General features: G+C 66.7%; 12 protein-coding genes and 1 tRNA gene. 4 read left to right on the top strand and 9 right to left on the bottom strand.

The window, feature by feature from the left end; genetic code table 11:
* Positions 1 to 9: 9 nt before the first annotated feature.
* The 3 genes from FFK22_RS03355 to FFK22_RS03345 form a co-directional block, all read right to left on the bottom strand.
* Positions 10 to 504 (bottom strand): MaoC family dehydratase, encoded by a 495-nt coding sequence (locus tag FFK22_RS03355; RefSeq protein ID WP_138887446.1) that lies wholly within the window; start codon positions 502 to 504, stop codon positions 10 to 12.
* Positions 505 to 507: 3 nt separating this feature from the next.
* On the bottom strand, positions 508 to 1587 hold the full coding sequence (locus FFK22_RS03350) for a type III polyketide synthase (RefSeq protein ID WP_221938348.1): 1080 nt from the start codon (positions 1585 to 1587) through the stop codon (positions 508 to 510).
* Between the two features lie 434 nt (positions 1588 to 2021).
* Positions 2022 to 2915 carry a LysR family transcriptional regulator gene (locus FFK22_RS03345; protein WP_221938347.1) on the bottom strand — a complete coding sequence of 298 codons (894 nt, stop codon included), beginning with the start codon at positions 2913 to 2915 and terminating at the stop codon, positions 2022 to 2024.
* A gap of 99 nt (positions 2916 to 3014) precedes the next feature.
* Between FFK22_RS03345 and FFK22_RS03340 the strand changes: the two genes are divergently transcribed.
* Positions 3015 to 3893: a polysaccharide deacetylase family protein gene (locus tag FFK22_RS03340; protein ID WP_138887449.1), complete on the top strand. Its 879-nt coding sequence runs from the start codon at positions 3015 to 3017 to the stop codon at positions 3891 to 3893.
* A gap of 31 nt (positions 3894 to 3924) precedes the next feature.
* On the opposite strand, the gene FFK22_RS03335 is transcribed toward FFK22_RS03340, so the two are convergent.
* The 4 genes from FFK22_RS03335 to FFK22_RS03320 form a co-directional block, all read right to left on the bottom strand.
* Positions 3925 to 4665 (bottom strand): DUF4410 domain-containing protein, encoded by a 741-nt coding sequence (locus tag FFK22_RS03335; RefSeq protein ID WP_138887450.1) that lies wholly within the window; start codon positions 4663 to 4665, stop codon positions 3925 to 3927.
* 186 nt (positions 4666 to 4851) lie between these two features.
* Positions 4852 to 4928, bottom strand: a tRNA-Arg gene (locus FFK22_RS03330).
* A 134-nt stretch (positions 4929 to 5062) separates the two neighbouring features.
* Complete coding sequence (locus FFK22_RS03325) at positions 5063 to 6460, bottom strand: HlyD family type I secretion periplasmic adaptor subunit (protein WP_186002280.1); 1398 nt, start codon at positions 6458 to 6460, stop codon at positions 5063 to 5065.
* Positions 6378 to 8183, bottom strand: coding sequence for a type I secretion system permease/ATPase (locus tag FFK22_RS03320; RefSeq protein WP_138887452.1), 1806 nt, complete (start codon positions 8181 to 8183; stop codon positions 6378 to 6380). Before FFK22_RS03320 ends, FFK22_RS03325 begins: the two co-directional genes overlap by 83 nt.
* A gap of 284 nt (positions 8184 to 8467) precedes the next feature.
* Between FFK22_RS03320 and FFK22_RS03315 the strand changes: the two genes are divergently transcribed.
* A complete protein-coding gene (locus FFK22_RS03315) occupies positions 8468 to 8950 on the top strand; it encodes an MmcB family DNA repair protein (protein ID WP_138887453.1) in 483 nt (160 codons plus the stop codon).
* 26 nt (positions 8951 to 8976) lie between these two features.
* On the opposite strand, the gene FFK22_RS03310 is transcribed toward FFK22_RS03315, so the two are convergent.
* Positions 8977 to 10026, bottom strand: coding sequence for a LacI family DNA-binding transcriptional regulator (locus FFK22_RS03310; protein ID WP_138887454.1), 1050 nt, complete (start codon positions 10024 to 10026; stop codon positions 8977 to 8979).
* 620 nt (positions 10027 to 10646) lie between these two features.
* Here FFK22_RS03310 and FFK22_RS03305 point away from each other — a divergent pair.
* Positions 10647 to 12287 carry a calcium-binding protein gene (locus tag FFK22_RS03305; protein ID WP_138887455.1) on the top strand — a complete coding sequence of 547 codons (1641 nt, stop codon included), beginning with the start codon at positions 10647 to 10649 and terminating at the stop codon, positions 12285 to 12287.
* A gap of 70 nt (positions 12288 to 12357) precedes the next feature.
* Here FFK22_RS03305 and FFK22_RS42670 read toward each other — a convergent pair whose 3' ends face one another.
* Positions 12358 to 12531, bottom strand: a complete 174-nt coding sequence (locus FFK22_RS42670; protein ID WP_186002279.1) for a hypothetical protein — start codon at positions 12529 to 12531, stop codon at positions 12358 to 12360.
* Between the two features lie 172 nt (positions 12532 to 12703).
* Here FFK22_RS42670 and FFK22_RS03300 point away from each other — a divergent pair, with 172 nt between their 5' ends.
* Entirely contained in the window at positions 12704 to 13735 is a 1032-nt protein-coding gene (locus FFK22_RS03300) for a calcium-binding protein (protein WP_186002278.1), read from the top strand.
* Positions 13736 to 13791: the final 56 nt, after the last annotated feature.

Here is a 13791-nt window from a genome sequence, read left to right as displayed (position 1 = left end):
CAAGCTCCCCTATGACTGAGCCTGTGCTTCGTCCGCCGGCGTATCGGCCGCCGAGTCTGAAGACCGCCTGATCGCAACGCGAGACAGAAATGAAATCACCAGGACGCCATCCTGGTTGTAGCCCCGTGTTTCGAGGGAAACGATCCCGGTGGAGTTTCCTTCCTGAGCCGGTTCCACATCCAGCACCGTGCTCTCGCCATGGATGGTGTCGCCGTGAAACACGGGGGCGACGTGACGAATCGACTGGAAGTCGAGGTGCCGCGTCGCATTCCTGAGAATGTCGGCCGTCGAAATGCCGAGCAACACCGAAAACAGATAGCTGCTGACGACCAGCACCCTCCCATGCCGCGTTGCGCTCTTCGCGTAGTGAGCATCGATATGAATGGGATGAGTGTTGTGGGTCAGCAGGCAGAACAGCACGTGATCGGCCTCGGTCACTGTCTTGCCGGGCCAATGCCGAAATATCGCTCCGGGCACGAAATCGTCCAGGCACGGTGCCGGCATGTCCTATCTCCAGGTTCCGACGGCGAGCTCCGCCGTGATTCCGGGACCGAATCCTCCGATCAGGAACGTATCTCCCGGCTTTGTGTCGGCGCTGTCGAAGATCCGCCGCGCCACGTCGAAAATCGACGCGCTTGCTATATTGCCACGCTCGCGCAGTGTTGTGCGGCTGTATTCAAGACGTTCTTCGCGGATATCGGCCTGGTCCCGCAGGGTGCTCAGCACCTTGGGGCCGCCGGTATGGATGATATAATAGTCGAGATCCGACATGTTCCAGCCATGTTCGGCGACGAACTCCTGGCACACCGGCGTCACGGCGCGCATGGTGTCGGGCACCCGCTTGTCGAGCATGAAGTGAAACCCGGTTTCCCTCACCTCATAGGCGATCCACTTCTCCGTTCCCGGCAGGATATAGGAGCAGTGCGCCTCGATCGATATGCCCGTGCCGCCATCGCCAAGCATGACCGCAGCGGCGATCGCGTCGCCGAACAGCGCGTTCGACAACAGATTCCCGACGTCGAGATCGTCCGGCTGATAGCACAATGAGCAGAACTCACAAGCAACGATCAGAACGTTCCGTCCCGGATGCGACAGACAGTAATCATGCGCTCGATTTATCGATGAGCCGCCGGCCGCGCAGCCCAGTTGCGCGATCGGGATCTGGGCGACATGGCGTGGGAAGCCGAGCGTATTGACCATCCATGCCGTCAACGATGGCATCACGAACCCGGTGCAGGACACGACGATGAGGGCGTCTATATCGTCCGGGCCGACGCCGGCATTGCCGAGTGCTTCGGCAACGACTTGCGGAATCCGGCTTTTCGCCTCCCGCTCGTAGGTCGCATTGCGCGCGGCAAGGCCGGGGTGGCGAAGTGCCTCGGCAACGGGCAGAACGATGTGCCGCTTCGCGACGCCGACATTCTTGATCAGCCGGATGGCGAGCGCCAGCTGAGGATGATCAGCGTGAACCCGCTCGGTCATGTCGACAGTTTCGTCATGGGTTACAACGAACTCCGGCAGATCGATGGCCGGCTTGCACAGTGTCGGCATGATACGCTCCTCATCCGTTACCTTGGTGCTTGCCACGAATTTCTTGTCGCGACAGGCTCCGCCTGCATCGCATGCCGCAGAGCCGCTCCGGCAAAAATGGTCGGTCGATTTTTTTTCGAGATACTGGATTACTAAGTTAGAGCGCCTCGCTCAGCTTCTATATTGAAGAATTATACAGGATTTAAATCCTGTCAATGATTTTTTGTAGGTTGTCGCTTCCGAGTATTTTCAATTTATTGCAGTATTGTGAGATATAATATTTTAACTGATGTCAAAAATGCTGTGCCGTGGAATTCATTCATTGCGTTCATAGGCACATGGTCCCAAGATGATGGCCGCCTTGCCAGCGGACCTCGCCGGCCACCACTGCGTTCGCGAGGCGGCGCAGGCGCACCGCGCGTTGGAGGCACGATCTGTCTCAGGGAAGATGGTGCTCGTAATCACCTGAATTCGGGGGTGCCGCGGGCGCGCTAGGCCGGGAACAAGGTCTTCGCCAGTACGTCCACGAACACCCGCAGCTTGGGCGAGGGGTAGCGGCTCGACGGCCACAGCAGGCGGAACACGCCCTCATGCTCGGTGTGGTCGGCCAGCACCACCGTCAGCCGGCCCTCGGCGACCTGGCGGCGGATGGCGAAATCCGGAAGGCAGGCGATGCCCAGCCCTTGCTCGGCCAGGGCGATCAGCGGCTCGATCGTGTTCGCCACCGCCGTGCTCGACAGCGCGATCTCCCTGCCGCCACGCAGCGGCCAGGGCTCGAACTTGCCGCTGGTGGCGAAGCGGTGCTGCAGGCAGGCATGGCCGGCCAGGTCCTCCGGCACCAGCGGCACGCCGCGGCGCCCGAGATAGTCGGGCGCGGCCACCAGCTGCAGCCGGAACACGCCGAGGAAGCGGCTCATCAGCCGGGAATCGCTGACCTCGCCGGCGCGGATCACCGCATCGAAGCCCTCGTCGATCACATCGACCAGCCGGTCGGTGAAGTCGAGGTCCAGCTCGATCTCGGGATAGGCCCGCATGAAGGCGCCGAGGGTCGGCATCATCAGCATGCCGGCCAGCGGCAGGCTGACCCGCAGCCGGCCGCGCGGTGCGCCCCGGGTCTGCGCCAGCTCCGCCTCGGCGGTCTCGATCTCGCTGAAGATCCGCCGGCAGCGCTCCAGGAACAGCGCCCCCTCCGGCGTCAGCGTCACCGAGCGGGTCGACCGGTGCAGCAGCCGTACGCCCAGCCGCTGCTCCAGCCGCGCCACCGCCTTGCCGATGGCGGAGGGGGAGACGCCGAGCTGCCGCCCCGCCACGGTGAAGCTGCGGGCGTCGGCCGCCCGGACGAAGGCGTCGAGCGCGCCGAGGCTGTCGGAGGGCCGCATGATCATTCCGGACATTCAGGTCCCAAGTGTCCGGAACTATAGCCCAATTCTCCGGAATGCGCGGCGGCCTCACCTTGTCGGCAGTCACCCACCAAGGAGGCAGACATGCCGCAACACCACGACCGGTTCCCGTATTCCGCCATCGTCGACCGCCCGAAGCTGCGCTGGCCGAACGGCGCCCGGGTCGCGGTCTGGGTCGCGCCGAACATCGAGCATTTCCTGTTCGACCGGCCGTCGAGCGCGATCAACCCGCACACCGCCAGCCTCGTCCCCGACGTGCTGAACTATTCCTGGCGCGACTATGGCGTCCGGGTCGGCATCTGGCGGCTGATGGAGGTGATGGAGAAGCACGGGGTCAGGGGCGCGGTGGCGCTGAACTCGGACGTCGTCCGGCACTATCCGCGCATCATCGAGGCCGGCCAGGCGCTGGGCTGGGAGTGGATGGGCCATGGCGAGACCAACTCGACGCTGATCCACGCCCAGCCGGAGGCGGAGGAGCGGCAGATCCTGCGCAGCGTGGTCGAGACCATCGAGCAGGCCACCGGCCGGCGGCCGCGCGGCTGGCTCAGCCCGGCGCTGACGGAATCGCACCGCACGCTCGACCTGCTGGCCGAGGCCGGCATCGACTACGTCGCCAATTGGGTGAACGACGAGCAGCCCTATCCGATGCGGGTGCAGACCGGCACGATGCTGTCGCTGCCCTATTCGATCGAGATCAACGACTTCAACGCCTTCCTCTTCCAGGGCCAGACCGGCGAGCAGTTCGCGCAGACCATCCGCGACCAGTTCGACGTCCTCTACGAGGATGGTGCGAAGACCGGCCGGGTGATGGGCATCGCCCTGCACCCGTTCCTGATCGGCCACCCCCACCGGGCCCGGCATTTCGCCGCGGCGCTGGCCCATATCGCCGCGCATGACGAGGTCTGGCTCGCCACCGGCAGTGAGATCGCCGATTGGTACCGGAAGAGCGTCGCGGAGACCTGACCGGCGGAGTTGCCAGGCCCGCCGGCGCTGCTCAGGGTTTGGTGAGCCAGCCCTGGCGGGCGAAGAACGGCTTCAGCTTCTCCACGACCTGTTGGGCCATGCGCTCGCCGTCCGAGGCGGCGTCGCCGGACATCAAGACGCTGGTGCCGGCGCCCAGGGCGGCGGATTCGGCGACGCGGCCGGTCGCCGCCCCGACTCCCATCGTCTCGGCGGCGCCCGGCTTCCGGCTGCTCTGGGCGACCGCGTCGAAGCGTTCGATCAGGCGCGGCTGCGACCCGCTGGTTTGATAGTAGAGCTGCAGGTCCGCCTCGACCGTGCTCTGGCCCGCTCCCAGGCCGATCAGGTTGCGCCGGGTCCGGTTGCCCTCGTCGACCGACAGCATCTGGCCGTCGATGATCAGCGTGTTGCCGCCGATGGCCGGCGCGGTCGCCTCGGCGCGCACGGCCGGCAGGCCGAGCTTCTGAATCTCCTGGACGAGCGTGCTGGAGATGGCGCCGGCGACCGCACGGCCGTCCTCGGCCGCCTGGGCGTCCGGGGGCGTGCCGCTGAACGCGCTCATCAGCCGGGCCCGCAGGCCGCTGTCGAGCGTCACCTCCTGCGGCGTCACCGCGAAATCGGCGACGAGAATAGTGTCGGGCCGGGGCAGGGCCGGGCCGTCATAGGCCTGCTCCTGCCGGATATGGGTCGGGGCGCAGGCGGCCGTGACCATAAGCAGCAGCCCCGCCAGGGCCCTTCCGGCCATCGCCGGCGAAACCATCCAGATCGATCGCATGATGTCGCCCCAAGAGCCGCCGCGCCCGTTGATCCGGGCGTACAGGACATCATCCTCCCGATCGCAAAGCGCAGCCAGGGCCGGCCGCGGCGATTCCAGGTGACCGGCATCATCCGTTCGGCGGATCGCCGATGCCGTGCGAACGGCTTCTGCCGAACCGGATGATGTGCAGCAAGAATGGGTCTGTGGCGTCCCCGGAGAGATTCGAACTCCCGACCCGCTGCTTAGGACGCAGCCGCTCTATCCTGCTGAGCTACGGGGACCCGGCGCCCTTATAGCAAGCCCGCGGGGGCGATGACACCCCCGCCGTGACGTCGTGCGAATGTCGGAAACGAAGAGGCCACCCGGAAAGGGTGGCCTCTGTGTCGTCGCCTGGAGATTGAAGCCCGCTCGCGCCTCAATCCTCGACGAAGCTGCGCTGGAAGGCGTGCACCAGCGGGTCGACCGCGTATTGCAGGGCGGTGCGGGTGCCGGTCTGGATCGAGGCCTCGGCCGGCATGCCGGCGGAGAGGTTGACCTGCGGCGCGACCTGCTTCAGCAGGGTCGGGTCGACCTCGACCTTGGCCAGGAAGTAGGAGCGGCGGGTCTGCTCGTCCTGGGTGCTGTCGGCGGCGACATAGATCACCTTGCCGTCGATCCGCGGCATGTTGCGCTGGTGGTAGGCGGTGAAGCGGATCAGCGCCGACTGGCCCTCGCGCACCGTGTCGATGTCGTTGGGCTGCACCTGGACGTCGATCACCAGCTTGTCGTTCTTCGGCACGATCTCCAGGATCGGGGCGCCCGGCTGAATCACGCCGCCGAGCGTGTGGTACTTCAGGTTCACCACGGTGCCGTCGAGCGGCGCCAGGATCCGGGTGCGGCCGACCACGTCGCCGGCGGAGCGCAGCTTCTCCTCGAGCTGGGCCAGCTCCTTCTGGGTGCTGGCCCGCTCCTCGGCGATCTTGTCGCGGAAGTCGCTGTCCAGCGCCAGCATCCGCATCTGGCTCTCGCCGATGGTCTGCTCGGCCTTGGCGATGGAGGAGGTGTCGGAGGCCTTCTGGCCGATGATCTGGGCCTGGGCGCGCTGCAGCTGCAGCAGCCGTGTCTTGCGCTCCAGCCCCTTGGCCACCAGCGGCGCGACGCCGTCGATCTCCTGCTGGATCAGGTCGAGCTGGGTGTCGGACGACGTGATCTGCGCGCGCAGCCCCTCGATGTCGGAGCGGCTCTGCTCGACGCGCTGCTCCAGCACCGATTTCTGGCCCAGGATCGATTCGCGGCGGGACACGAACTGCTCCTGCTGCGCCTTGACCAGGGCCGCGGCGACCGGGTTCTTCGCCGCCTCGTCCTGCACCTCCTGAGGGATGGTGATGGACGCCGCGCCGCTCTGCTCGGCGTCGATCCGGACGAGCGCCGCGATGTCGGCCAGGCGCTGCATGCGCACCGAATCATAGGTCGCCAGGTCGCGGGTGGAGTCGAGCACCAGCAGCGTGTCGCCGGCCTTGACCTCGGTGCCGTCCCTGATCAGCAGCTCGCGGATGATGCCGCCCTCGAGGTGCTGCACCGTGCGCTTGTTGCCCTCCGGGCTGACCACGCCGTTGGCGATCGCGGCGCTGGCCAGCGGGGACACCGCGGCCCAGGCGCCGAAGCCGAAGACGAACACGCCGATCACGACGCCGCCGATCAGGCTCAGGCGGTTCAGGCCATAGGCGTTGCGCTTCAGCGCCGTCGCGGTGTCATCCGGCGGAGCGGGCAGGCGCGGGCTGCTGAGGACGGCCGGCGGCAGTGGCTGTCCAGGCTCCTGAGGCGTGAGCGACATTATCCGAACTTCCCTTTGGCGCCGGCGTGGTCTCCGCGGCGCGTGGTCCAGCAATGCGGGCCAGAACATCGGCTCGCGGTCCAAGCAGCGCGATCTCGCCGTCGCGCATCACCAGCAAACGGTCGGCATCGGCGAGAATCTGCGGCCGATGGGCGACCAGGACGACGGTCGTGCCCAGGGCCTTCAGCCCGTTGATCGTGCCCATCAGCGCCGCCTCGCCATCGGCGTCGAGATTGGAGTTGGGCTCGTCCAGCACCACCAGCTTGGGCTGGCCGAACACGGCGCGGGCCAGGCCGACGCGCTGGCGCTGGCCGCCCGACAGCGGCACCCCGCCGTCGCCGATCGGCGTGTCGTAGCCCTGGGGCAGCCGCACGATCATGTCGTGCACGCCGGCCAGCTGCGCCGCCGTCACCACCTGCTCGGAATCGACTGCCCCCATGCGGGCGATGTTCTCGGCCACCGTGCCGGGGAAGATGTCGACCACCTGCGGCAGATAGCCGAGATGCGGCCCCAGCGTCTCCGGCGACCATTGTCCGAGATCGGCGCCGTCCAGGCGCACCGCGCCGTCAGTCGGTGGATAGATGCCGCACAGCAGACGGCACAGCGTGCTCTTGCCCGAGGCCGAGGGGCCGACGACGCCCAGCACCTCGCCGCCGGCGATCTCGAAGCTGACGCGCTTGATGATCGGGGTCTTGCTGTTAGGCGCTACGAACACCAGCTTGTCGATCTGCACCTGGCCGGACGGCGGGGGTAGGGTCAGCCCGTCCTTGCGCTTTGGCAGCGCGGTCAGGATCTTTTCGATCGATTCATAGGATTGGCGGGCGCTGATGAACTGGCGCCAGGAGCTGATCGCCTGCTCGACCGGGGCCAGGGCCCGCGACAGCAGCATCGACCCGGCGATCATGCCGCCCGAGGTCAGCTCGCCATGCAGCAGCAGATAGGCGCCGACGCCCATCACCAGGCTCTGCACGAAGATGCGGACGAATTTCGAGGATCCGCCGATGATCGCCGACAGGTCCGAGCTCTTCTCCTGGCCCTGCAGCGCCGCCTCGGCATCCTTCCGCCAGCGCGTCAGCAGCGCCGGCAGCATGCCCATGGCGCGCACCGTCTCGGCGCTGCGGATGGCGCCTTCGGCCTGGCGCTGCGCCGTGACCTGCAGCTTGTTGGCGTCGGTGGTCGGGCCGCGCAGCATCTTCTCATTGGCCAGCGCCAGCCCGAACAGGACGAAGGCGGAGATCAGCGCCGTGACGCCGAGCGCCCAGTGCAGCAGGAACATGACGACGATGAAGACCGGCGCCCAGGGGGCGTCGAACAGCGGCCCGATCGACGGGCCGCCGATGAAGGCGCGGATCTGCGACAGGTCGCGCAGCGCCTGGCCGCCCACCGGCGCGCCCAGCACCGCGCCGTTCACCCCGGTCTCGACCAGCGTGCCGGCCAGCTGGCGCTCGAACCGGGTGCCGATCCGGGCCAGCAGGGCCGAGCGCAGCCCGTCGAGCCAGCCGAGGATGATGAAGGCGAAGGCGGCGATCAGCGTCAGGAACACCAGCGTCTCGATATGGGCGCTGCCCAGCACCCGGTCGAACAGCTGGTAGGAGTAGAGCGGCGACACCATCACCAGGAGGTTGAGGACGAAGCTGAACCCCCCCGCCACCAGGAACCACGGCCTGACGGATCGCAGGGCCCGGCGGGCGGCGCTTGGCGGTGTCGATTCGGTCTTCGCCATAATCTCTTTTTCCCCTCGTCGACATGTCCGGCGCCACCGCCTGCAGCCGACTTTATATACCGGAGTATACTGATCGAGAAGCAGATCGCCCCGCTACCGGAAAGCGAACTGAATCTCCCTAAGGACCCGTAATTGAATAAATCATTCCATGCTTTGTAACTGTGTCATAGGTAACACCCATTGTCCCGACAGATTCAGCGATCGTCATGGCAGAATTCTGACCATTTCGAGACCGATCCTTATCCCTTGGCGGTAGGGCCAAGTCGATCTAGGATGGCCTCCTCATGGAACAAAGAAGCAACATGGACTCCCTGGCCCGGCTGCAGACGGCGCAGGTCACGCGCGGGGTCCGCCGCTGGTTCGCCGCCGCCGGCCAGGCCAGCCTGCCGGAGTTCGGGCTGCCCGACGGCCGCCGCGCCGACATCCTCGCGCTCGACGGGGCGGGCGGCATCACCCTGGTCGAGGTCAAGGTCTCGATCGCCGATTTCCGCGGCGACCGGAAATGGCCGAACTATGCAGCCTACTGCGACCGGTTCTGCTTCGCCGTGCCGGAGGATTTCCCGCAGGAGCTGATCGGCCCGGAATGCGGCCTGATCGTCGCCGACGGCTTCGACGCGGTGCTGCTGCGGCCGCCGCCGGAACACCGCCTGCCGCCGCCCCGGCGCAAGGCCCTGGTGCTGGAGTTCGGCCGGGTCGCGGCCCAGCGCCTGCACCTCTTGGAGGACGAGGGCGCGCTGGTCGGCTGGCGCGGCACCGGCGCGATCTGATCCGGCTTCGCTCCCCGACCGGATCGTCAGGGCGTCTTCTGGTCGCTGTGGCCGCCGCTCCTCGGCGCGGCCGTGCTGGCCCGCAGCAGCAGCCGGCACGGCAGCGTCGTCTTCAGCGGCAGATCGGCGGCGTCGCCGTCCAGCAGTTTCAGCAGGATCCGCGCGACCGTCGCTCCCAGGCCGGATGTCGGCTGCCGGATCGTGCTCAGGGGCGGCTCGCAGAAGGCGCCGACCGGGGCGCCGTCGAAGCCGATGACCGACAGGTCGCCGGGCACCGACACGCCCTGCGCCCGGACCGTGCTCATCAGGGCGATGGCGGCGTCATCCCAGCAGCACACCGCCGCCGTCGGCCGCCGCTTCCGCGCCAGATAGGCCCGGGCGGCGTCGATGCCGCACTGGAAGCCGTCCTGGAACGAATGGCCGCCCCCGTGGCGGACCACCGCCCGGCTGGGCAGACCGGCCGCCGCCACCGCCTCGGCGACGCCGGCGAACCGCTCCGTCTCGTGATAGTTGCCGTCCGGCCCGGCGCTGTAGAAGAACGAGCGGTGGCCGAGGCCGATCAGGTGCCGCATCGCCTCGCGCATCGCCTCTCGGTCGTTGGCGACCACGGTCGGAATGCCCTCCGCGCTGCGGTCGTGCAGCAGCGACACGATCGGGATGCCGGCGCCGGCCAGCGACCGCCGGCCATAGGACGGCAGCTCGCCGGACCCCAGGACGATCGCGCCGGCGACGATGCCGCCGATCGCCAGGTCGGGAATGTGCTTCTCCCCCGAGCGGCTGCGGCTGGCGATCACCAGGTTGAAGCCGGCGTCCGAGAGGGTCGAGGCGGCGCTCTGCAGGGCTTCGGACGTGACCTGCGAGACGTCGTTGGCGATCGCCGGTTCCGACATCACCACCATGACGATGTTGGACGTGCCGACCCGCAGGTTGCGGGCGGTGGCGTTGGGGACGTAGCCGAGCTGCTCGACCGCCGCGACGATCCGGCGGCGCGTCGTCTCGTTGACCCTGCCAGGATTGGCCAGCGCGCGGCTGACCGTCGATGTCGCAACGCCGGCCAGCTTCGCGACATCGCGCATAAGGGGGGCGAAAGCCTCATGGCCGCTCGGGCGCCTGCCCATAATCTGCGTATTCTTTCCGCTTTGCCGCTGTCCTTGCCCGGACGACGTGTCGTCACCGGCAGGGTCGGCGGCCGATATGGTCGATCAAATCCGTTCCAATAGACCCGGGAAAAAAGCCGTTGCAAAGCAGGGTAACGTTGCCACAATTTTGGCAATCGATTGCCATTCTTATCGGTGGGCGAGCAAGCTTGTCGAGGTATGTTGGCGTCGTCCGTCCAACGGCACCCGGTCCCCGCGCTCCTGCCGCGCCCCCGGCCGGAGCGTTCTCATCTTGCCTGGCGGCAGGATTCTCGACGGGTTGTCTGGAGAGACGTCCAAATCGCCATTATAATGCGGGGTTGATGCAACTATATGAAGTCAATTCATCAAAAAATTGCATTCGGGTCAAAAATTTCGCACGGATAATGGCAAAAATACCTTGCCAATGTTTTGTCCTTGGTTAATACATCGGCCATGTAGGTGAAATATCCTACTGTCATAGTAACGTTTGTTTCAGCGTTCCCTGTAAGGCCTCTCCTTTCCGCGCGCGGCCCCGGGAGCGAACGCATCCACATGGCATTCTGGAGGGAATCCGACCAATGGCGATCATCAACGGCACGGCCGGTGTGGACAATCTGAGCGGCACCGCCGACAACGACACCATCAATGGCCTGGACGGCAATGACCGGCTGATCGGTATGGAAGGCGACGACGTCGTCAATGGCGACGCGGGCGATGACGAGCTGCATGGCAGCTGGGGCAACGACTCGCTGAACGGCGGGGATGGCATCGACATCATCGCCTATCTCAACTCGGACGCCGCCGTCACGATCAATCTCGGCTCCGGCCAGGCGGAGGGGGGCTTTGCCGCCGGGGACAGTTGGACCGGCGTCGAGGGCGTCAGCGGCAGCCAGTTGAACGACAACCTGTGGGGCGATGCGGAGGCCAACACGCTCCTCGGCATCGAAGGCGATGACCGGATCATCGGCATGGCAGGCGACGATGTCATCAATGGCGGTGCGGGCAATGATGAGCTGCACGGCAGTTGGGGCGCCGACACGCTCATCGGCGGGGACGGCCTCGACGTCACCGCCTATCTCAACTCGGATGCCGGGGTGACGGTCAATCTCGCCACCGGCGAGGCGACGGGAGGTTTCGCCGCCGGAGACCAGCTTTCCGGCATCGAAGGCGTGAGCGGCAGCCAGTTGAACGACATCCTGACCGGCGATGCGGCGGCAAACACGCTCAGCGGTACCGAGGGCGACGATATCCTGACCGGAGGCGCCGGCGCCGACACGCTGAATGGCGGCGACGGGTCGGACTTCGCCGGCTATGAGGGCTCGGCCGCGGCGGTGACCGTGGACCTGGTGGCCGGCACCGGCACCGGCGGCGATGCCGAGGGCGACACCCTCAGCGGCATCGAGCACCTGATCGGCTCCGCCTTCAACGACCAGCTCACCGGCAGCGACGTCGACAACATCATCCGTGGCGGCGCCGGCACCGACACCATCAACAGCGGCGCCGGCAACGACTCGGTCGACGCCGGCAGCGACAACGACACCGTCTCGGGCGGCGCGGGCACCGACTCGCTGTGGGGCGGCACCGGCGATGACCAGATCGACGGCGGTGACGGCAATGACCGCCTCCAGGGTGCGGCCGGGGCGGATGCCCTGACCGGCGGCGCCGGCATCGACACCGCCGTCTACACCTCCAGCCGGGCCGGGGTGACGGTCGATCTCGCGGCCGGCACCGGCAGCGGCGGCGACGCCCAGGGCGACACCCTGGTCGGGATCGAGCAGCTGGAAGGATCCAATTCCAACGACACGCTGACCGGCGACGCAGGCAACAACGGCCTCTGGGGTGGCGCCGGCAACGATGTCCTCGCCGGCGGGGCCGGGGCCGACACGCTCAAGGGCGGCATCGGCACCGACAGCTTCGTCTACATCGCGATCGGCGACAGCACCGTGGCGGCCGCCGGCCGGGACGTGATCTCGGACTTCGCCGCCGGCGACAAGATCGACCTGTCCGGCATCGACGCCGACGGCAACGAGGCCAATGGCGACACCGCCTTCACCTTCGGCACCGGCAACTTCACCGCCGGCGCCGGGCAGCTGCGGGTGGTGGATTTCGGCGACGGCCGCCAGGGCGTCTATCTCGAGACCACCGGCGACAAGACCACCGATGCGATCATCACGGTCTATTCGGACCATGCGCTGACGGCGGCGGATTTCGTGCTGTAGCGTTTCCCGGGCCGGGCGCTCCCAGGGGCGCCCGGCCTTGTTCCATCGTTCAGGATTTATAAAATGATAATCAAAAATTGTGCTTGTTCTCCAAATATTTTGCCGCAATCCATGCTGACTCTGTTCCCGAAATTTTTGTTGAATTCAGGATTTCATTGAGAATTCCGACAAAAATGTTTTCTAATACTTCCGCATTTGTTAATGAATTGACTTGATAGGCGGTTGGTCCTGCCTGACTTGACATTTTTGTTTAGTCCTCGATCCCGGGGAGTGCTTTTCAGGCAAGGCTGCCCACGCCGGTGGGAACGTTCCAAAGCAAACAGGTCGTGAGGGAGGGTCCAGGGCCGCATTCTCCGGCAATGCACGGAGTCCCTGATCCCGTGACAGCAACGCTGATTTCGACGGAGAAGCACAGAATGGCGATCATCAACGGCACCGAAGGGGCCGACGACCTGCTCGGCACCGCGACCGACGACACCATCAACGGCCTCGGCGGCAACGACGATGCGCTCAATGGAGCCGACGGCAACGACACCATCAACGGCCTCGGCGGCAACGACGATGCGCTCAATGGAGCCGACGGCAACGACACCGTGAACGGTGGAGATGGGGACGACATCATCGCCGGCGGCCTGGGCTCGGATACGCTCGATGGCGGCGCCGGGATCGATGCCGTCAATTACGGCCTCGAGCCGCAGAACGCCGCCGTCACCGTGAACTTGGCGACCGGCGTGGTCGGCGGCCAGGCGGCGGGCGACACGCTGATCAGCATCGAGAATGTGATCGGCACCAATTTCAATGACGTGCTGATCGGCGACGCCGGGCCGAACTTCTTTCATGGCAGCGAAGGCAACGACTCGCTGTCCGGTGGCGATGGCGACGACGTCCTGGTCGGCGGGCCCGGCGCCGACACCATCGACGGCGGCGCCGGCAATGACGGCGTCGCCTATGATCTGGAGGTCCTGGCCTCCGGGGTCATCGTGAATCTGCAGACCGGCGTCACCGGCGGGGCGGCGGCGGGCGATACGCTCACCAACATCGAGTTCCTCCGTGGCACCAACTTCGCCGACACGCTGACCGGCGACGCCGGCGCGAACGACCTCGTCGGGCTGGACGGCGCCGACACGCTCTCCGGCGGGGACGGAAACGATTTCCTCGTCGGCGGCGCCGGCGCGGACGCGCTCGATGGCGGAGCCGGCCTCGACATCGCCAACTACTGGAACTCGACGGCCGCCATCTCGATCAACCTCGCCACCGGCTTCGTGAGCGGGGGCGATGCCGCCGGAGACACCTTTGCCGGCATCGAGGGCCTGTACGGTACCGCCTTCGGCGACGCGCTGACCGGCGACGCCGGTGACAACACGCTCTGGGGCCTGGACGGCGGCGACACCCTGGATGGGGGAGACGGCAATGACTCGCTCCAGGGCCATGCGGCCTGGACACGCTGATCGGCGGCGCGGGGGCCGATGCCCTCGACGGCGGCGACGGCATCGATTGGGCGACC

It is taken from the genome of Mycobacterium sp. KBS0706, from assembly GCF_005938675.2.
Taxonomy (GTDB): Bacteria; Pseudomonadota; Alphaproteobacteria; order DSM-16000; family Inquilinaceae; genus Inquilinus.
Note: the sequence above shows the minus strand (reverse complement) of the source record. Positions and strands in the feature narration are given on the sequence as shown.

What these genes read in the sequence shown, in the direction of transcription:
- FFK22_RS42670 (WP_186002279.1), bottom strand. Translation starts at nt 12,531, where the DNA reads ATGTCAAGTCAGGCAGGACCAACCGCCTATCAAGTCAATTCATTAACA.
- FFK22_RS03335 (WP_138887450.1), bottom strand. Translation starts at nt 4,665, where the DNA reads ATGCGATCGATCTGGATGGTTTCGCCGGCGATGGCCGGAAGGGCCCTG.
- FFK22_RS03305 (WP_138887455.1), top strand. Translation starts at nt 10,647, where the DNA reads ATGGCGATCATCAACGGCACGGCCGGTGTGGACAATCTGAGCGGCACC.
- FFK22_RS03340 (WP_138887449.1), top strand. Translation starts at nt 3,015, where the DNA reads ATGCCGCAACACCACGACCGGTTCCCGTATTCCGCCATCGTCGACCGC.
- FFK22_RS03325 (WP_186002280.1), bottom strand. Translation starts at nt 6,460, where the DNA reads ATGTCGCTCACGCCTCAGGAGCCTGGACAGCCACTGCCGCCGGCCGTC.
- FFK22_RS03355 (WP_138887446.1), bottom strand. Translation starts at nt 504, where the DNA reads ATGCCGGCACCGTGCCTGGACGATTTCGTGCCCGGAGCGATATTTCGG.
- FFK22_RS03310 (WP_138887454.1), bottom strand. Translation starts at nt 10,026, where the DNA reads ATGCGCGATGTCGCGAAGCTGGCCGGCGTTGCGACATCGACGGTCAGC.
- FFK22_RS03300 (WP_186002278.1), top strand. Translation starts at nt 12,704, where the DNA reads ATGGCGATCATCAACGGCACCGAAGGGGCCGACGACCTGCTCGGCACC.
- FFK22_RS03315 (WP_138887453.1), top strand. Translation starts at nt 8,468, where the DNA reads ATGGAACAAAGAAGCAACATGGACTCCCTGGCCCGGCTGCAGACGGCG.
- FFK22_RS03345 (WP_221938347.1), bottom strand. Translation starts at nt 2,915, where the DNA reads ATGATCATGCGGCCCTCCGACAGCCTCGGCGCGCTCGACGCCTTCGTC.
- FFK22_RS03320 (WP_138887452.1), bottom strand. Translation starts at nt 8,183, where the DNA reads ATGGCGAAGACCGAATCGACACCGCCAAGCGCCGCCCGCCGGGCCCTG.